The organism is Dyadobacter sp. SG02, assembly GCF_900109045.1.
Taxonomy (GTDB): domain Bacteria; phylum Bacteroidota; class Bacteroidia; order Cytophagales; family Spirosomataceae; genus Dyadobacter.
In genome coordinates this window covers 269,980-288,570 of the sequence record NZ_FNYL01000002.1, presented here as the reverse complement: position 1 = coordinate 288,570, position 18,591 = coordinate 269,980, and the positions used below count along the sequence as shown (strand labels likewise).

Genomic DNA, 18,591 nt, shown 5'->3' with positions numbered 1-18,591 from the left:
TTTAGTTAAAAAACAAATCAGAACTTCCTTGACCACTCCCTGGGCCAGCGTTCGATCACGACTTTCGTTTGGGTAAAAAACTCGATGGCATGCCTGCCCTGGCCGTGCAGATCGCCGAAGAAGCTGTCGCTCCAGCCGCTGAACGGAAACTGGGCCATTGGCGCGGCCACGCCGATATTGATCCCGATATTACCGGCCACCGCCTGGCTTCTGAACTTCCGCGCATTGGCCCCGCTACCCGTAAAGAGGCAGGCCATATTGCCGTACCGGTTGCTGTTGATGAATGCGAGCACCTCGTCGACGGTGTTCAGGTGGATCAGGCTCATCACGGGACCGAAGATTTCGGTGCGGATGATTTCCCCTTCGAGCGGGAGGTTTTCCAGGATTGTCGGGTTAATGAAATTCCCATTATCAAATCCCGCTACTTTCGCATTTCGGCCATCCAGCAGCACTTTCGCGCCTTCGGCAGCGCCTTTCTGAATGAGTTGTTCGATCCGCTGACGGCTTTCCGGACTTATTACCGGCCCCATTTCATTAGTTTCGTCGAGTCCGTAACCCGTTTTGCGGCTACGGGCCGATTCGTAAAGCGCGTCGCGGATGTTACCGTTGTCGCCTACGGTAATGATATTCGAAGCAGCCAGGCAGCGTTGCCCGGCACAGCCGAACACACTGTCGGTAATGATTTTCACAGACATATCGATATCCGCGTCGGGCAATATCACCACCGGGTTTTTCGCGCCTCCCTGCGCCTGTACGCGCTTGCCGTTGGCGGCCGCGCGGCCGTAGATGTACCGGGCGACATTCGTGGAACCCACAAAACTGACCGCCTTCACGGCCGGGTGGTCGAGCAATGCATCCACCGTTTCCCTGCCGCCGTGGACGAGGTTAATGACGCCTTTCGGCAAGTCGAGGCGGTCGATGAGCGCGAAGACCTTCATCATGGTCAGCGGTACTTTCTCGGAAGGTTTGAGCACAAATGTGTTCCCGCAGGCGATTGCATAAGGCAAAAACCAGAACGGGATCATACCCGGAAAGTTGAACGGCGCAATGCAGGCGCACACGCCCAGCGGCTGGCGGATCATGAACTCGTCGATCCCCGGCGCGATATTTTCCGAAAATTCGCTTTGCATCAGCGACGGTATCCCGCAGGCGACCTCCACATTTTCGATGGCCCGCTGCAACTCCCCGCGCGATTCGGCCAGCGTCTTACCGCATTCCATCGTAATGGTCCGGGCAATGTCCTCGGCGTTTTCTTCGAGGAGTTGTTTCAATTTGTATAATGGCTGCACCCGTTTCATAGGCGGCACTTCTTTCCATTCGGCGAATGCATTTGCAGCGGCTTCCACCGCTTTTGCCACGTCCTGCGCCGTACCATTCCCGGAAGGTACCCGGGCCAGTACCTCCTGCGATGCAGGATTGACGACATCCGTAGTCCTTGTTTCGGCGCTCGGCCCCCAACCCCCGATATAATTATTCAATATTTCCATCAAGATCCATTCATTAAACTTTAAACTGATACCCCATCTTCGACAGGTAATCGCGCGATGCTTTCGCGGCTTCGAATTCCGTGAGTTTGGGTTTGTTCTTCTTGTCCGAATCGAGCTCGAACATGACCATTCCGGCCATTTTGCCTTTACGCGTTTCGAGCATAGTCAGTATCTCCTGCAAATGCACTTTCCCCGCCCCGAGTGGCGCGTAGCCGAGGTAACCGTTGTCGTTACCACCTGAGAAGTCTTTCAAATGCACATGCTCCACAAGCGAAAGGAAGTCTTTCACGACCTTCACCGGATCTCCTCCGCCCTTTTCGAGCTGGCCTACATCCGGACCGAATTTCATGTAGCGCGTATCGAGGTTTTCCATCACGAAATAGACTTCCTCTTCGGTTTCTATCGGCGTGCCCGTGTGCGGGTGCAATGCGCATACGAGGCCGTGGTCGGTCACGACTTTGGCATACTCGTTCATCGAGCTGATCAGGTTCTGTTTGTGCGCCTTGTAATCATAACCCTCTCTCTTGATTCCCGACGGACAGTATTCGATCACTTTGCCGCCGTTGGCTTTCGTCAACTCGCACCAGCGGACCAGCTTTTTCACCTCGTCCTTCGTCTTGGAAGGGTCCAGCACATCGGTATTGCAGAATGCCGAAATAATGGGCACACCGTGTTTTTGGACCAGTTCTTTAAACCCGCCCCGCTTTTCTTCCCATTCCTGGATCACATGGCCGAATGTTTCGAATGCGTGGTACCCCAGTTTGGACATGTCTTGCAGCGACGGTTCGAGGGCGTCGGCGCCGTAGCCCCACAGGATGAATGTCGCCCCGATCTCGTTCTTTTGCGCGAACCGGGCCAGCACGTGCTCCGGGTCGGAAAGCGCCAGCACGCCCGCAGCAACCCCGAGCCCGAGAAAATCCCTTCTCTTCAAATCCATAGTATTTCTGATTTTATTTTGAATACACAAAAACCGCTACTCCCGCCAGCAGCAGCGCCACTCCCGCCAGCTTGGTGAGCGTAACCGGCTGCACCGGCGACCCCAGCAGGCCGTAATGCGACATCAGCATGCCGGTAATGACCTGCCCGGCGATCATGAGCACAAATGCGGCCCCGGCGCCGATCTGCGGCATCGTCCAGGCGATACCGAATACCAGCAGGGCACCTATGGCGCCGGCGGTAAGCAGCCACCACGGCACCTCGCGGGTGCGGGAAAGTGCTTCCGGCTCGAACGATACGAGCCCCACGCAGACGGCCGTTAACGCGCCGATTACCCAGAAAACCGCATTGGCGACCTTGGGATTTTTAATGATAGCCCCTACCTGGGCATTCATGCTCAGGTGAAGCGAGAGTACGACGCCGATCAGCAGCATCAGCGCAAACAGGAATATTTTCATAAACTCTGCATTAAAGGATTAAGAATCATGCTATTTTTTCGACGGGCTTTTCCGGTGCTTGTTCCAGAAGATGAAAGTCCCGTGGTTGGTGGAAGTCAGTATTTCGACGGCACCGTCCTTGTTGATGTCCACGGCCGTGATTTCGGAACCTGCGCCGGAACGGTTATGGATCAGCTCGGGCACAAACTCTGCCCCGCCGGGCGCTTTGGGGTTTCGTACGGTGCGGTACCAGTACAGCACGGGAGCCCCGTAGGAGTCCGGGTCGAACATATTGTCGAGGTGCGTGAAGTACCGCTTGCCTACGATGTAATCCGGGATACCGTCCAAATCGACATCGGCGAAGGTTGCGCCGTGCGCCTGCGAGAATGTGACGCCGCCCTTGCTTTTAGCCGAATAATCATCGCTGATCATATGCCGCACGAAATCGATGCTGCCGTCGGGTTTCCGCTTTTGCTCGTACCACGCCAGGCCGAAGCCGTGCACATTCAGGTTGGTGACCACATCTGCCAGGCCATCGCCGTTCGCGTCGTAGACGGCCATCAGCGAGCCACCGATGTTGCTGCCGCGGCGGCCATACCGCCCGAATGCGACGGGGTGGTATTTCCATTGCGTCTGCTCGTCGAGCGGTCCGGCGGGCTGTTCCCACCAGCCATAGGCATTCAGGAGGTCAATCCGGCCGTCGCCGTTGATATCGCCCGTACCGATACCGTGCGCCAGCGCATAGCCTTTTCCTGAAATGGTATAGGCTTTCCAGGGTTTTCCGGGGTCGTTTTTATCGAATTTGGCATAGCGCATGTAGCCTTCCGCGCCATACACGAGCTCGGGCACGCCGTCGCGGTCGATGTCGGTGAAATGCGTGATCTCGCTCTGCACCGAGGGAAGGATATTGTAGCTTTTCCAGCGCCGGTTTTCACCCTTTGGATTGATAAAAAGCACTGCCGCCGAAGGACTCGTGAGCACATCGGGCCAGCCGTCGCCGTTAAAATCGTAGGTAAACTGGACATTGGTACTCGTAAATTCCTTCGAAGGCCCCACGGCCACGGCGGTAAAGATCTCCCGGTGCCGGGTAAAACCAGGTCCATAGTAAATCAACGGCCCGGCGACGATATCGAGGTGGCCGTCGCGGTTAAAATCCGCCGCGTCGGCACCCCAGGAATAATACATATCGCTGATACGCTGCATACTGAAATGCTCCGAAACCTTTTCCTTAGGCGTCACCCGCACGGCAATGTCTTTGAACATCAGCTCCCTGAACGCCACCTCGCCGGTACCGCCCACGTACAATGCCACCGGACCATATTCATCGAGGGCTTCCGTACCGTCGGCCACACCGCCCATTTCCCCACCGTCGTTCACGAAGCTGCGGATCACGTTTTCTTCGATAAATACTTCCACCTGGTTCCACTCGCCTGCGCGCAGGTCGGTATTCGGGCGGGTTACGGGCAGGTCGGCGGGAGCGGCCGGGCGTTGCGGGAAGTTCCGGGCCGGCTCGTCGCCTTTGGCCGGCGGGGCGGCCCGGTAATAGATCCCCCCGCCCGGCCGCAGCTTCTCACGGCTGATTTCCTTCCCCTGGGCGTCCAGTAGCAGCCGGTAGGCAGCCACATCGCCCGGTTTCAGCGACAGATAGATTCCTTTTAAGCCCTTATCCGTTTTTTCGGCCCGGAACAGGATGCCGGTTTCCGCCCCGCCCGTACAGCGGAACAATGCCCGGAAGCCCAGGTCCTGGTAAGCGCTGTCGAGGACGAGCCAGCCCCCTGCGGCGGTTTTCGGTTTACCGGTAATCACGCCGTTGGCGGCCCCCCAGCCGGCCTCGCCCAGCGTTTGCATGGAGCGGAGCGAGGATGCCCGGAAGGTGTAGTCGGGCAGGAACGTTTGCCCGAAGTTGGTTTGCCGGGAATCGGTCTGGGCAAAACAAATGCCCGTCATACCGGCAAGCAGTATGAATAAGTTGAGTAATCGCATCGGATAGTGGATCAGTAGCCGGGATTTTGTTTGATTTTGCCTTTGCTCAGGTTGATTTCCAGCTGCGGGATCGGGAATATCTCATTGATCCCGTCGCGGTAGCCCGCTCCTTTGGCCGTTTTGTATTTCTCCCCGTACGCGCGCAGGACCTTCCCGGCCCGGCCCTGGCGCACGAGCTCGAAGAAACGTTCATACTCCTGGCCGAACTCCACGCGCTGCTCATGCCAGATTTTCTCGCGCAGCGCCACCTTGTCGCGCTCCTTCACATCGGGCAATACGGCCGCATTAGTTCCCCTCGCCCGGGCGCGGATCTGGTTCAAGGCAGCGAGGGCAATGTCGGTTTTACCATTCTCATTGGCAGCCTCGGCATACCAGAGCAATACTTTGCCCAGCCGCATGTAAATATCGTCCCTGCCCGCCTGCAACGAGCCCGCAATGCGCTCGTACTCGGGCACGTAGGCTTTCTTGTTCAAAAAACCCGTGCTGCTGTTGCCTACATTGGCGGTGAGGCCGTCGGGCATGAGGTCGCCTGTTTTATAGACGCTCTGTCCCAAACGCGGATCGCCGGGCTCGAATGCATCCACAAAATCCTGGGTCGGGTTGTTAAAGCCCCAGCCATTCCGTGCGCGGCTCCCCATGACAATGCTGATCTGGTTGTTAGCCGGTTGCGCACCCTGGTCATTGACAAACTGGACCTGGAAAATATGCTCCTTGCTGGTCTCTCCCGCACGCAGGAACATGCCCATGTAGTCGGGATGCAGGCTGTACTCGCCCGTGGTGATCACTTTGCCGAACCATTCCTCGGCTTTGGGAAAATTGGCGAGGTACAAATATACTTTGCCCAGGTAAGCCTGCGCCGCGCCTTTGGTGGCCCGGCCGCGGTCTGCGGCGGCATATTTGCTGGCCTCGGGCAATACGGCTTCGGCTTCGGTCAGGTCTTTGATGATCTGATCGTAAACCTGCTGCTTCGGCGTCCGTTCGAGGTCGAAAGTGTTCTGGTTGGCCGAAAGTATCAGGGGCACGTCGCCGAAAGTTTTTACCAGATTAATATAATACCAGGCCCGCAGGAACTTCGCTTCGGCCAGGTAACGCGTTTTCACGGCATCATCCATGGCGATGTTCGGTACATTGTCGAGCACCAGGTTGGCGCGGCGGACACCAATGTACTCGGTCGACCACGCAAACCGCGCCGCGTCGTTATCCGACTGGATATTGAAGAGCGAGATCTGCTGTGCGTACAACTGGTCGGAACCCGATTCGCCCCCTTTTTCGGTATCGTCGGAAGCTACATTGCCCAGCACCCAGTGCATATAGCCGGTTCCCACATAAGAGCAGCACCAGTTGTTGCCGGCCAGCGGCGTGTAGGCGGCCGTGAGGGCTTTCGCGGCGTCATCGGCCGTTTCGTAAGCCACTTCGGCGCTGATCTGCCCGAGCGGCTCCTTGTTGAGGATACTGTCGCAACCGGCGGCGACAATGCCCAGGAATGTCAAAGCGGTAAATAACAAATGTTTCATAATCGATGGCATATCTGTTTGGAATAGCACAATGGCGCACATCAGATCCCGAGGTTCAGCCCCAGGGTGTAAATCCGTGGCAGGGGATAATTGGTCTCGTCGATACCGATGTACAGCGGGTTATTGTCACGGTTTGTACCGATTTCAGGGTCGAATCCGGGGTATTTGGTAAAAGTCAGCGCATTCTGAACGGAGGCATAGATGCGCAGGCTGCGGAGTTTCAGCACGCTGCGGGGTACTTTGTAGCCGATCTGAATGTTACGCACCCGCAGGTACGAGCCGCTTTCGATGTAATATTCCGACGAACGCATGTTGTTGTTCGGGTCGCTGGTGATCATCCTCGGTACGGTGTTGCTCGTTCCGGGGCCTGTCCAGCGGTGGTCCCACACATTGCGGGTATAGTTGAAGAAATTGGAACCTTCCGTCCGGAATTTGAGGGCCATGAAAATGTCATTACCATAGGTTCCCTGCAACTGGATTTTCGCGTCGAAACCTTTGAAAGACACATTACCACTCATGCCGTAGGTGAATTTGGGCCACGGGTTCCCGATGATCGTCTGGTCGTTGGCATTGATCACCCCGTTGCCGTCCAGGTCCTTGAACCGGATATCGCCCGGTGCGGTACCGGTGCTCTGGAATGCGTGAGCGGCCACCTCTTCCTTGGTTTGGAAAATCCCGTCGGTCTGCCAGCCCCAGAACGAGGCGATCGGGCTGCCGATCTGGGTCACGTTCGCCAGTCCTACGAAGCTGAGCTGCTGGTAAATGGAAGTACCCGCATTGCTGAGCTTGGTCACTTTGTTTTTGTTAAAAGCGATATTTCCCGAAATACCGAAATCGAAACCGCCGGGCGTGTTATTGTTTTTTTCATAACCCAGCATGAGCTCGATCCCCTTGTTCGTCACATTGCCCCCATTCACGAAAGGCGCCTGTTCGATCCCTGAATACTGTACCACGGGCACTTGCAGCAGCATGTCGGTCGTCTCTTTGTGGTAGGCGTCCACCGATCCGACGATTTTTCCGTTGAACCCGGTAAAATCGAGACCAATGTTGGTTTCCTTGGTCGACTCCCATTTGAGATCGGGGTTACCGAGGCTGGTGATCGCCTGCCCACGCACGACCGCCTGCGAGGTGCCGTAGGTGTAGTTGATATTGGGGGTTACCAAACTGGCGAATGCGTAGTTCCGAAGCGAATTCTGGTTACCCAATGCACCCCATCCGCCGCGGAGCATCAGGTTGTTGATCCAGGTCACATTTTTTACGAAAGGCTCTTCCGAAAGCTTCCATCCCAGCGAGAATGAAGGGAAATAACCGAATTTGTTGTTTTCCCCGAAGCGTGACGAGCCGTCCGCCCGGAAGTTGACGGTCGTGAAATATTTGTTTTTGTAATTGTAATTAATGCGTCCCAGGATCGAGAGAATGCCCCATTCGCCGGCACCGCCTCCCGCCCGGAAGCCCTGGGTGGCGAGGTCGAGGTAACGCAGGTTCTCATTGTCGGTAGCGCCCGGAGGCAGGCCAGCCGCGTAGGCGGAAATGTTCTGCGTGTAGGATTCCTGCGCCGTAATACCCGCCAGCACGTCGAATGTATGGTTACCGATGCTTTTCTGGTAGGTCAATGTGTTGGCCCAGCTTCCTTCGCGGAAACGCGTGGTATTCTCGGTCAGGTTGGCGACGTCGTTGAAGTTGGCTGTCGAAATGCGGTATGCCGGTGTGAAAACCTTGTTTTCGGTGTACCCGATGTTGAAATTGAACTGCGAGCGGAAAACAAGGCCCTCAAACGGGTTAATATCCACATACACATTGCCATTGACCACCGGCCTGCGCGTGTCGTTGTTGGTGTAATGAATGGAGGCCAGCGGGTTGGAGGAGTTCAGCGACGTTGGCGAATACCCCCAGTTGCCGTCCGGCATCTTTACCGGGATCTCGGGATTGGCCGTAAGCGTGCTTCCCAAAATCGACCCTACGTTGAATTCGGCGATCTGCTCGTACCTCGAAATGCTCGCGGAAAGGTTCTGGCCTACTTTAATATGGGGCGTAATGGTATGCGAAGAGTTGATCCGGATATTCGCCCGGTTGAACGACGAACCTTTGATAATCCCCTCTTGGTTCACATACCCGCCCGAGAAATAGAACCGGCTCGATTCGCTTCCGCCGCTTGCGGACAATGTAACGTCGGTCATGGGCGCTACCTGGAAGACTTCTTTCTGCCAGTCGGTACCCACGCCCAACGCGTCGGGATCGGGGTAGAGCGGCTTCTGGCCCGCATTGGTCAGGCCTTCGTTATACAGGGTGGCATATTCCCGGGCATTGGTCATCGGGAAGTACTTCCGGACCTGCTGCAAACCCTGCGACACGCTCAGGTCGAGCTGCGATTTGCCTGATTTGCCTTGCTTGGTGGTGATCAGTACCACGCCGTTGGCGCCCTGCGCACCGTAAATCGCCGCCGCGCTGGCGCTTTTGAGCACCTGGATGCTTTCGATCTGGTCGGGCGAAATGTCGAGCGGGTTGGCATTCGGGTTACCGTCGATGACGTAAAGCGGCTCGGAGCTGTTGACCGTACCGGTTCCCCGCACACGTATGAGCAGCCCGGACCCGGGCGCGCCCGAGTTTTGCGATACCTGCAAGCCCGGCACTTTGCCCTGCAATGCCTGCCCTACCTGGATCGCCGGCTCGTCCTCGATCTCCCGCGCGCTCACCGAACCGATCGCGCCGGTGACGTCGCTTTTTTTCTGGGTACCATAGCCCACCACCACCACTTCTTCGAGCACTTTGAGGTCGGCTTTCATCTGAACGTCGATTGACGTACGCCCGCCGAGACCGATCTGCTGGGGCATATAGCCTACGAACGAGAAGATCAATACTGGCGCGGCGCCGCCTTCCCCGTCGGCCAGCGTGAGGTGGTAGCTGCCGGTCGCGTCGGAGGCGGTACCTTTCTGCGTTCCTTTCACGAGAATGTTCACGCCCGGCAGCGGTTCGCCGCTTTCGTCGGTCACCTTACCTTTGATTTCCCGGTCGGCCTGGGTAAATTCCACGGGCTTGCTCATCAGCAGGCGTTCTACCTGCGGCCGGTTGCGGATCTCCTGAATGCTGCCGTCGAGCAGGCTCTTGATAAACGACCCCTCTTTCTCACCGGTAGCGGGTTCTTTTTTCCGGACGACGATCGTTTTGTTGATAATGGAATAATGCAACGGCTGATCGCGGAACACCTTTTCCAGCACTTTCTCGACCGGCTCGTTGCGGACGATGATCGAAACGTTGTTACTTTTTTGCAGCAAATTGGTCTGCATCCAGAAATGATAGCCCGTCTGCTTCTCAATTTTGTCCATGACCGTTTCAAGAGGGGCGTTTTTCTCGGATAAGGTGATCAACTGCGCATGTCCGGCCGCATAAATATGCAGGCAGGATACCAGCAAGAGGGTGGAAACCAGATTGATCGTCATGATAATTTTCCGTTTCGTGGCCGGCGGGACCCTGGTGATGCCGGCAAAAAATCCCGGCAAAAACTTGCCCCATCGCCTACATGTTGGTAGGCAAAAAGTATAATAATTCATACCTTCGTGAACATTTGGGTTAGTAAGAAATCTGAACGCAATGGATTTTCCCTGCTTGGTAACAGGCAGTACTGTCCCGGATCATAGCCGGAGGTGCTCGTAACACTTTCGGCTTTTTTAATGGGGATCAGCCTGGATCGGCGCCAGCCTGGCCGGCCCCGACGGTTTCTCAGGATTTAATGATGATTTTCCTCCCTTCTGTTTTGAAATCGACACCGCTGGTTTTTAAAATCTCGAACAACTGCGAAATAGGCACGTCCCTGGAAATCTTGCCCCTGAACTTGGTATCGGGCACTTTTCCCTGAAATTCGACTTCCACGTCGTACCACCGCGAAATCTGCCGCATAATCGTAGGCAGGTCCGCGTCCCTGAACTGGAACTGGCCGTTTTTCCAGGCGACGGTTTCCCCGGTATCCACCGTCTGCACCGAAATCTGCTTTGTCTCGCGCAACGACATGACAGACTGTTCGCCGGGTTTGAGCAATACCTCCATCTTCCCGGAATTCGGCAAATTCCCGGCATTGGTTACTTTCACTTTTCCTTCCAATAGTGTGGTGGTGACGGCTTTTTCGTCGGAATAGCTGCTGATGTTGAAGTGCGTTCCGAGTACTTCCACGGTATGCTCTCCCGATATGACATAGAATGGGATTCTTTTGCCATTCTTACCCTCCGAAACCCGGGCAATTTCGAAATAAGCTTCGCCGTTCAGCTCCACCCGCCGACTGCCGGGCTGGAACTTGGCCGGGTATTTGAGCGACGAGGCGGCATTGAGCCATACCTTGCTGCCGTCGGGCAACACCAGCCGGTACTGCCCTCCCCGGGGCGTTTTCAGCGTGTTGTACTGCACTTCCGGCCCGGTTTTCGCCGTCGTACCAGCCTGCCCGTACAACAATTGTCCGTTGCAAGTCTTCGTAATCACCGTTCCCGATTGCCGGGCGATTTCTCCCTCGCGGGCGTCGTCGAGCACGATGCGGCTGCCGTCTTGCAGGATCAGCACGGCTTTGTTTTTACCGGGCACGATTTCGGCCTCCGCCACCCGGTTGACCTGCTGTTTTTCCCAGTTGTTTTTAAACACATAAAGACCTGCCGCAACCCCGAGAAAAATAACCAGTACCGCCGCGAAACGCAACCAACGGTTATGGATATACGAAACCCGCGCCGGGCGGTAATGGCCGGTTGCCGCGACGATCTTTTCCCAGTCGGTCTCCTTGTCCTCAACCCGGAAGGTTTCCAGTTCCCGCCCGATGAAATGCGCTTCGGTCAGTGTTTCGAAAAGCGCCTTATGGCTGGGATCTTCTTCGAGCCACTTGTCCAGGTAAACCTTTTCCTGTTCGGTCAGCTGCCCGCGCAGGTGCCGGACGATGAGCGCGGCCTGTTCAAAATAGGACTGGTAATTTTGCATATTGTTGTTTTCCACTATAATGACACGTTCAGTTCCAAATAGGATAATGGAAGGATAAAATTTTCTTAAAAATATTTTCGGGGAGATTTTAACCGGCTGTGAGCGAAAGGAATAGGCTGCCTTTCAGCGAATGAAAAGCAGCAGCAGGGAGAAAAGTTCGGGCGTAAGCTTGATCCGCAGCAATTCCAGCGCCCGTTGTTTTTGTTTCTTGACCGTATTGACCGACATGCCCAGAATATCGGCGATCTCCTGGTTCTTTTTGCCTTCCATATACCCCATCACCGACACCAGCCGGTAGCTTTCGGGCAGGGATTCTATGGCCAGGTGGATTTCGGCGAGCACTTCCGCCGTAATAATCGACTCCATGACCGAGGCTTCCTCCATTTCTTCCGAGTTGAACCGCCCGGCATAATCTTCCACTACCTTATTGTGCCGGACGTGGTTGAAACTCGCATTGCGGACCGACACATAAAGGAAATTTTTGGCAGCCACCTCGCTGGAAATGATCGTTTCCTGATTTTGCCAATACCTGATAAATGCATCCTGTACCAGGTCGCGGGCAATGTCTTTGTCCCTGACAATCTGCATCGAGAAGTAGACCAGCCGGTCGAAGTACCGGCGAAAGAGAAAGTTCAGATCGGACGGGACAAACAATTCCTGTTGATCCTCCTTCGATACGATATCAGGTACACCCATTTCTGTCTCGACTTGGTTAATGTAAATTATTCAAATAAGTACCGGCCTGTCAGTTATTTACCCAAAACCGGCATTTGTAACCGAAGAAAACAAATGGCTGAAATTTTCCACGCCGCCGATGCAGGATTCCGGGTTGGAGCGTTTCGCGCAAATGGCCTCTGGCAAGGCATTCGGGCACGCCTGGCAACCGCGTGGTAAATCTAGATAAACGCGGGAAGAAATAGTAGTTTACGGTGAACAAATATTCCATTTTAGGTATTTGGGCCAACTTTCGACGGGTCCCGGGCCGGCGGCGGCGTTGGGTCACAGATGCAGAACTTCATTTATAATTTTTTATTCTTTTTAAAAAACTGTTAAAAAACGGGTGTGAGTCTTCGCGATACTTTTGTGCTACACAATTAAACTACTATCCATACTCAAATCCAATTAACGATGAAACAACCGTTTTTTAAATCAATAAGCCTGGGCATTTTCGTTGCCGCATTATTGTTTACAACTTCCTGCAAAGAAGATCTCATTCCGACAGAAGAATTGTCACAAACAGCAATGGGAGACGAAAACGCCAAGCTGGGAATCCCGACCAAATTTGACGCCAATGGCTTTGCAATCCGAATAGAAGAACTCCTGGAAGGCGAGGTAGGTTTTGGTTATGCAGTTTATAATAACGGCGTGGAATTTTACCGCGCCAATGGCGGCGACGGCTTTGCCAGAAAGCATTTCGAAGGAAGCTTTCAGCTGCACGGCGCTATCGTAAAACAGGAGGTATTGACCACTTCACAATACGTGACCGCTGTTGCCGTCCTGAAAATTCTCAAAAAATACAATTTACCTATTACGACAAAAGTTTGGAATTATCTTCCCAAAAACTGGGCGCCCAGTTCTCAATTCAAGGAGCTGGATTTCGAGCGGCTTTTAGCACACAAAACGGGGCTTATTTATTATCCAAATCATTGGGATAAAGTAAAATTGACCGTTGAAGGGCCCGTTGATGAAAGCATCTTTAATGCAAAAACAAAGCAAAATAACAATGTCAATTATTTGCTTCTGGGCATTATACTTCCTTATGTGGAAGCCACTGAATTGAAAAAACAGGGTAATGCCGCTAAATGGAACGAGTTGAATGCGACAGCCGAAAACTTCACGTTATATGGCGAGCATTTTCGCAACATCGTTCGCACGAATGTGTTTGTTCCCGCAGGGCTTGAACATGCGACAGTAATCGACTGGCAAGCCTGGGGGCAGAATCCCTGGGGACAAATGGGGCCTATCAGCGCAGGTTTGTCTACGCAGGGCTATCCGGCCAGAAATGGGGACGAGCCGGGAATCGACAAGGCAATCGTTCGTTGGGACTGTGGTGCTACCGGCTTGTACCTGAGCGCATCCCAATTTGGAAAGCTCACTTCAAAGGTTGCTCAAAACGAACTACTTACCGTGGCGGAACTTAACCTGATGAAAACCAAATTGCTTGGTTTCGATGGCAAACTTACCGGAACGAAGGGCAACTATTTTTATAAAACAGGGGTCGGCTACAATTGCGAAACGGTCTTCATCGACTTTGGCCCTGTGCAGGTAGCAGTATTTGCCAATTCACCTCAGAGCGACATTTCAGATCCGAAGATCATCGCGCAGATGTACGAAAATTCGTTCGTACCGCTTTAAGTGAAATTTTAAATCACGAAGATAAGTACCCCTTAAAAAACTGCGGCAAATGCATTGCCGCAGTTTTTTAAGGGGTTTGCCGTATTGAGCGTTCACCTTTACATCAAACTCGAATTTATTCTAACAATTTTAGATACATGGTTCGATTGCGGATTCGATCTCAAAGCGTCAGTTTTGTGCTAAAAATCGAATCAATCTCTTTATTTACCCACAGCACGCGTTGGAACGTATTGTAATTATTGACAGCCAAACCATTGTCAGGATTGGATTTGTGTCTTTGTTCCTGGAACAACTGCCAGGTTGCCAGATCATCGAATGCTTTTCCATCGACGAGGGCCTTCCCTATTTAACGAGGGATGTTGCCGACCTGATCATCCTCGACCTCAAACCCAAGGAAATCAAACGGCTGGCTGCATTTACGAAAACAAACCGCGGGACCAAAAAGCCGAGGATACTTGTTTACAGCTCCATGGAAGAAGAAAAATATGCATTGCAATGCCTGCAATGGGGTGCGGAAGGTTTCCTGGCCAAAGAAGCCACCCGCGCCGAGCACCTGCACGCGATCCGGGCGATGATCCGCGGGCAGCGATATGTGAGCCCGAGGATTGAGCAGCAGCTATTCGCCCAGGTCGTTTCCGAACCTTCCTCCGAGACACCCGGTAAAAACGAAAAACTTTCCGCCCTCGAAAGTGATGTCGCAAGATTATTAATGAAAGGTATGGCTGTGCCCGAAATCGCAGAGTGTCTCTCCACGGACATCAGGGCCATCAAATCTGTCAAAAACAGCATTTTCGCCAAAACCGGGGCAGGCAAAACGCTTGAACAGGTGCAACAACTCAATCAGAACCGGCACGAGCACAGCTAGCAATTCCACGATTTTTGTAGCGAAATTGCCACCTCATAAAGTACACGAAGGTTACTTGCACTAAACTCAAAATATAGAAATAGTTCTAAATTTGCAGACGCACACACCCAACCCGACCTATGTGACCTGATAAGAATAGCCCGCTTCTGAAATTGATTAAAAACTTCTCCCTTCTTCCACCTTTCATCCTGCTTTGCCTGCTCCTGCTTTTTTCCCTGCGAGGCGCTGCCGGAAATGATATGGTTTCGTCCGCCGACATCTCACGGTTCAACGTCCGCCATTACACCAACGATAACGGCCTGCCTCAGAACAGCGTGAAAGACGTGGCAATGGACAAAGAGGGCTTCATATGGCTTGCCACGGAAGCAGGCCTGGTACGGTTCGACGGCAGGACATTCAAGGTTTTCGACAAGGCCGACCTCGGCACGCCTACCAGCCGGTTTTTCCGGTTTCATCTGAGCATGACGCCCTCCGACGAGAAGCTTATGGTCGTATTAGACCAGGATAATTTCGTCAGGCTCGGGAAAGGTAACGCCTACACCGACCAAGGTTACCATACCGCCGAACTGGGCCGTATCCCGACGTTTACCAAAGGGATAAGACATACGACGTTGGCCTCGGGCCTTCCCAACGGTTCCGAAAAAGTCCTCTTTCCCATGCAATATATCGTTCCGTTGCATCCCGGCACGGGCAGATATTACCTGTGCGATTCAGGGAGGATCGAATATTTTGATCAGTGGAAAAAGCGATCGGCTGTCAAGGTCAGCGGGCTGTCGTTCTGGGACATGTTCCCGCTGGATTCCACACTGTTTGCGAGGGATAATGCGGGCCGGTTTGTTCGCATCGAACCGGATAGCCGGACGGCCGATACGCACGTCCGCATTCTTGGAGACATGCTCCTGGACCACACCTACCGGAAATCACCCGGCCTTGCCCGCATTTATTGGAATGCCGGTTCCGGGCAAGTCTTTTTTTACCTTCAAAAGAAGTTATACGCCGTGGAAGCCACCCGGGAAGGGGATTTGCATACCAGGCTCATTCTCTCCGGCTTCGACTTCGACGACCACGAAATTATCCGCATTTTTTACGAGACAGGGCACCAGCGCATTTTTCTGGGCAGCCCGAGCCAGGGGCTTTTTGTGCTGAGCCGCACCAGTTTCAGGTCCGTTGTCACGGCACGGAAGGGCATTCCCAATGCATTTTATGCGCAAACGCCGCTGACCAGCTCTTCCTTGCTGCTCCCGGAGGGCCTCATCGCCGACATCCGGGATGACCGGGCAGCTTTTACCGGCAAGGCCGCATTTATATCCGGGCTTAACCTTTACCAACGGAACCTGCTGATCAGCCGCGACAAATCGATCTGGGGTAGATTTCATGATCTTGTGTACCGGCTCTCGCCCGATGGTAAACAGATCATCGATCAATGGCATTTCCCGGGTGAAGTGGAGGTGCTTTACGAACATACCGACGGCCGCATTTGGGTGGGCAACGGCGATGGATTACTTTTCTTGCTGGACCCGAAACTCCCTTCGATTCCGCCCGAACTCGTTATGAAAGGGCTTCGGGGCCTTCACTATCTTTTGCGCAAGGGCGATCAATTCTGGGCCGGGACCGACAAAGGGGTTTACCAGCTCTGGCCCGACCGCAAAAAGGCCATGCTGATCGCCGGAACCGGTAACTTCATCATCAGAAGCCTGCATATTTCCAACGACAACCACCTGTGGTTCACGACCTACGAGAATGGCTTTTACCTTTACAAAGACAATAAGCTTACCCAATTTCCGCTGGACAAGGCCCGCGGACTGGCAATACCACATTGCATTATCGAAGACCGGAACGGGTTCTTCTGGATTTCGACAAACAATGGCCTTTTTCAAATCCTGAAATCGGACCTTCTCCGGTTTGCACAGGACAGCTCTCATGCTCCCTATTATCATTTCTATTCGAAAGAGAACGGCTTCGCTACCAACGAATTCAATGGCGGCTGCCAGCCTTGCGGGGTGACGATGGATAATGGATTCGTATCCCTGCCCTCCATCCTGGGCCTGGTGGTATTCCGGCCGCAAGATGTGAAACCGGAAATACCCTCCCGCGGCATATTCATCGATGGCGTCCGTGCCGGCGGCAATGCATGGCCCTTTTCTTCGGATACGGTCCGTCTCGAAGCCTCGCCGCCGGTGGTCGAAATCGAAGTGACCACACCCTATTTTGCCTCGCCCCATAACCTGACATTCGAATATGCACTGGCCGAAGAAGGCCGGACGACACCCAAATGGCTTCAGGTGGACGATGGCCAGCGCATTCTACTGTCCAATCTGAAGTCCGGGAGCTACATCTTGCTCGTCCGCAAAAACAATGGGTTTGACGGCTTGCCAATGACGGTCCGCAAACTCGTAGTGAAAGTAGAAAAGAACTGGTACGAGACCTGGTACGCCAAAACGGCGGCGATACTGCTGGCCGCATTCCTGTTCTGGCTCTACGGCCGGTTTCAGAGCCGCCGGCTTGAAAAAAGGAACCGGAACCTGGAAACGCTCATCGAAAAACGGACGGAAAACCTGATACAAACCCTGGAAGCCTTGCAGGAATCCGAAAACCAGCTCACGCGGCAGGTACAGATCCAGACGCGCATGATCGCGTCGCTCACGCACGACATCAAATCGCCGCTACAAGCGATTATCACCGTTTCGAAGGGTATCGGCAATTTGCTCAATATGGGAAAAATCAGCCAGGTAGCCGAATTGAGTAATGCCATTACCGACAGCACGGTGCGCGTCTCGAATCTCCTGGAAAACACGCTGGATTATATTAAACTTCAAATTTCGGAAAGGAGCCATCCGCTCGAACGCTTTGATTTGCATATGCTGGTAGCGCAAAAAACAGACCTTTTTGCCATGGCTGCCCGAAAAAATCAGAACCGGTTTATGAATGCGATCCCGCTAAACCTGATGGTAAGCGGCAATGCCTATTTGTTTGGGATTATTATTAACAACATCATCGACAACGCCAACAAACATACCAAACAGGGTGTGATCAAAATCGAATGCGATTTGGAAAAACCCAGGCTGACGCTCACCATTTCCGACACTGGTACAGGTATGCCCGCCGGTATTCTCAATTGGCTTAACGCACAGGTAGATAGCAGAATGGAATATGCTTCCCTGGAAAATATGCATGGTGTAGGGCTGTTGCTGGTGAAAGAATTCACGCGTGTAGCGGGAGGAGAATTACGTGCAGAAAACGATCAAAATGGTTTCAGGATATATATATCCATTCCCGGGCAGTGGGAGTTTTCGAATATAAAAAGTGAATTTCAAACCAAATAAAATATAACCAGCTAATTCGGGCAATGTTAAAAGCACATATTATTGACGACCACGAAGTTGTAAGAATGGGAATGCAAATGGTATTGACGGATTGCTTCCCGGATATTCAGGTTTCCGATTCCACGACATTTCCGGAAGGGCTGGCAACCATTGCCATCGAGCAGTTCGACCTGATTGTCCTGGATATCAATATCCCCGGCGGGGAGGAAACCAAAATGGTGGACCTGATCAGGCTGCACCAACCCGATGTAAAAATATTGGTATTCAGCGCATTGGATGAAGAAAAACACGCCTTGCGCTACTTACAGGCGGGAGCCAATGGTTTTTTACACAAAAATTCGGGCAAGGAGCAATACGAGGCAGCTATCAAATCGGTGCTGCGCAACGACCGTTACCTGAGCTTTACCATGCAGCAGGAGTTGCTGAACCGCGTCGCACAGCGCCGCTCCCTCACCTCATTGAAAACATTGGAAAGCCTGTCGAACCGTGAAATCCAGATCGCGAAAATGATCGTCGAAGGCAAATGGACGAAAGAAATTGCGATGATCCTCGGACTGAAAGAGAACACGATCAGTACCTTCAAAAAGAAAATATTTGAGAAAACAGGCGTATCCAATGCCATAGAACTAGCCCGGAAATTCAACGAGGCTTACTAATCTACCCCTACCAAACTAGCGGCGTATTCCAATAATCCGGGTTATAATCATAGCCCGGCCAAATCCCTTTTGCGTTCTCGTTCCC

At 53.3% G+C, this 18,591-nt stretch carries 12 protein-coding genes; 4 read left to right on the top strand and 8 right to left on the bottom strand.

What is annotated here, in order from left to right; all coding sequences use genetic code 11:
• Nucleotides 1-17 precede the first annotated feature (17 nt).
• The 8 genes from BMW93_RS04900 to BMW93_RS04865 all read right to left on the bottom strand — a co-directional run bounded on the left by BMW93_RS04900 (nucleotide 18) and on the right by BMW93_RS04865 (nucleotide 12,003).
• Nucleotides 18-1,487, bottom strand: a complete 1,470-nt coding sequence (locus BMW93_RS04900) for a CoA-acylating methylmalonate-semialdehyde dehydrogenase (protein WP_090374090.1) — start codon at nucleotides 1,485-1,487, stop codon at nucleotides 18-20.
• A 13-nt stretch (nucleotides 1,488-1,500) separates the two neighbouring features.
• Entirely contained in the window at nucleotides 1,501-2,424 is a 924-nt protein-coding gene (locus BMW93_RS04895) for a sugar phosphate isomerase/epimerase (protein ID WP_090374089.1), read from the bottom strand.
• Nucleotides 2,425-2,437: 13 nt separating this feature from the next.
• Nucleotides 2,438-2,881 (bottom strand): DMT family transporter, encoded by a 444-nt coding sequence (locus BMW93_RS04890; protein ID WP_090374088.1) that lies wholly within the window; start codon nucleotides 2,879-2,881, stop codon nucleotides 2,438-2,440.
• A gap of 30 nt (nucleotides 2,882-2,911) precedes the next feature.
• Entirely contained in the window at nucleotides 2,912-4,843 is a 1,932-nt protein-coding gene (locus BMW93_RS04885; RefSeq protein ID WP_090374087.1) for an FG-GAP-like repeat-containing protein, read from the bottom strand.
• Between the two features lie 11 nt (nucleotides 4,844-4,854).
• Nucleotides 4,855-6,357, bottom strand: a complete 1,503-nt coding sequence (locus tag BMW93_RS04880; protein ID WP_177194010.1) for a RagB/SusD family nutrient uptake outer membrane protein — start codon at nucleotides 6,355-6,357, stop codon at nucleotides 4,855-4,857.
• Nucleotides 6,358-6,398: 41 nt separating this feature from the next.
• Nucleotides 6,399-9,794 carry a TonB-dependent receptor gene (locus BMW93_RS04875; RefSeq protein ID WP_177194009.1) on the bottom strand — a complete coding sequence of 1,132 codons (3,396 nt, stop codon included), beginning with the start codon at nucleotides 9,792-9,794 and terminating at the stop codon, nucleotides 6,399-6,401.
• A gap of 280 nt (nucleotides 9,795-10,074) precedes the next feature.
• Complete coding sequence (locus tag BMW93_RS04870; RefSeq protein WP_090374084.1) at nucleotides 10,075-11,307, bottom strand: FecR family protein; 1,233 nt, start codon at nucleotides 11,305-11,307, stop codon at nucleotides 10,075-10,077.
• A gap of 123 nt (nucleotides 11,308-11,430) precedes the next feature.
• Nucleotides 11,431-12,003, bottom strand: a complete 573-nt coding sequence (locus BMW93_RS04865; RefSeq protein WP_090374083.1) for an RNA polymerase sigma-70 factor — start codon at nucleotides 12,001-12,003, stop codon at nucleotides 11,431-11,433.
• A 432-nt stretch (nucleotides 12,004-12,435) separates the two neighbouring features.
• Here BMW93_RS04865 and BMW93_RS04860 point away from each other — a divergent pair, with 432 nt between their 5' ends.
• The 4 genes from BMW93_RS04860 to BMW93_RS04845 all read left to right on the top strand — a co-directional run bounded on the left by BMW93_RS04860 (nucleotide 12,436) and on the right by BMW93_RS04845 (nucleotide 18,506).
• Nucleotides 12,436-13,662 carry a serine hydrolase gene (locus BMW93_RS04860; RefSeq protein WP_090374082.1) on the top strand — a complete coding sequence of 409 codons (1,227 nt, stop codon included), beginning with the start codon at nucleotides 12,436-12,438 and terminating at the stop codon, nucleotides 13,660-13,662.
• Between the two features lie 220 nt (nucleotides 13,663-13,882).
• Nucleotides 13,883-14,527 (top strand): response regulator transcription factor, encoded by a 645-nt coding sequence (locus BMW93_RS04855; RefSeq protein ID WP_177194008.1) that lies wholly within the window; start codon nucleotides 13,883-13,885, stop codon nucleotides 14,525-14,527.
• 152 nt (nucleotides 14,528-14,679) lie between these two features.
• On the top strand, nucleotides 14,680-17,850 hold the full coding sequence (locus tag BMW93_RS04850; protein ID WP_090374080.1) for a two-component regulator propeller domain-containing protein: 3,171 nt from the start codon (nucleotides 14,680-14,682) through the stop codon (nucleotides 17,848-17,850).
• A 23-nt stretch (nucleotides 17,851-17,873) separates the two neighbouring features.
• The gene (locus BMW93_RS04845) at nucleotides 17,874-18,506 is read left to right on the top strand and encodes a response regulator transcription factor (protein WP_090374079.1); all 633 of its coding nucleotides are present in this window, start codon (nucleotides 17,874-17,876) and stop codon (nucleotides 18,504-18,506) included.
• The last annotated feature ends 85 nt before the right edge of the window (nucleotides 18,507-18,591 follow it).

What these genes read in the sequence shown, in the direction of transcription:
- BMW93_RS04875 (WP_177194009.1), bottom strand. Translation starts at nt 9,794, where the DNA reads ATGACGATCAATCTGGTTTCCACCCTCTTGCTGGTATCCTGCCTGCAT.
- BMW93_RS04885 (WP_090374087.1), bottom strand. Translation starts at nt 4,843, where the DNA reads ATGCGATTACTCAACTTATTCATACTGCTTGCCGGTATGACGGGCATT.
- BMW93_RS04860 (WP_090374082.1), top strand. Translation starts at nt 12,436, where the DNA reads ATGAAACAACCGTTTTTTAAATCAATAAGCCTGGGCATTTTCGTTGCC.
- BMW93_RS04865 (WP_090374083.1), bottom strand. Translation starts at nt 12,003, where the DNA reads ATGGGTGTACCTGATATCGTATCGAAGGAGGATCAACAGGAATTGTTT.
- BMW93_RS04880 (WP_177194010.1), bottom strand. Translation starts at nt 6,357, where the DNA reads ATGAAACATTTGTTATTTACCGCTTTGACATTCCTGGGCATTGTCGCC.
- BMW93_RS04890 (WP_090374088.1), bottom strand. Translation starts at nt 2,881, where the DNA reads ATGAAAATATTCCTGTTTGCGCTGATGCTGCTGATCGGCGTCGTACTC.
- BMW93_RS04895 (WP_090374089.1), bottom strand. Translation starts at nt 2,424, where the DNA reads ATGGATTTGAAGAGAAGGGATTTTCTCGGGCTCGGGGTTGCTGCGGGC.
- BMW93_RS04870 (WP_090374084.1), bottom strand. Translation starts at nt 11,307, where the DNA reads ATGCAAAATTACCAGTCCTATTTTGAACAGGCCGCGCTCATCGTCCGG.
- BMW93_RS04900 (WP_090374090.1), bottom strand. Translation starts at nt 1,487, where the DNA reads ATGGAAATATTGAATAATTATATCGGGGGTTGGGGGCCGAGCGCCGAA.
- BMW93_RS04845 (WP_090374079.1), top strand. Translation starts at nt 17,874, where the DNA reads ATGTTAAAAGCACATATTATTGACGACCACGAAGTTGTAAGAATGGGA.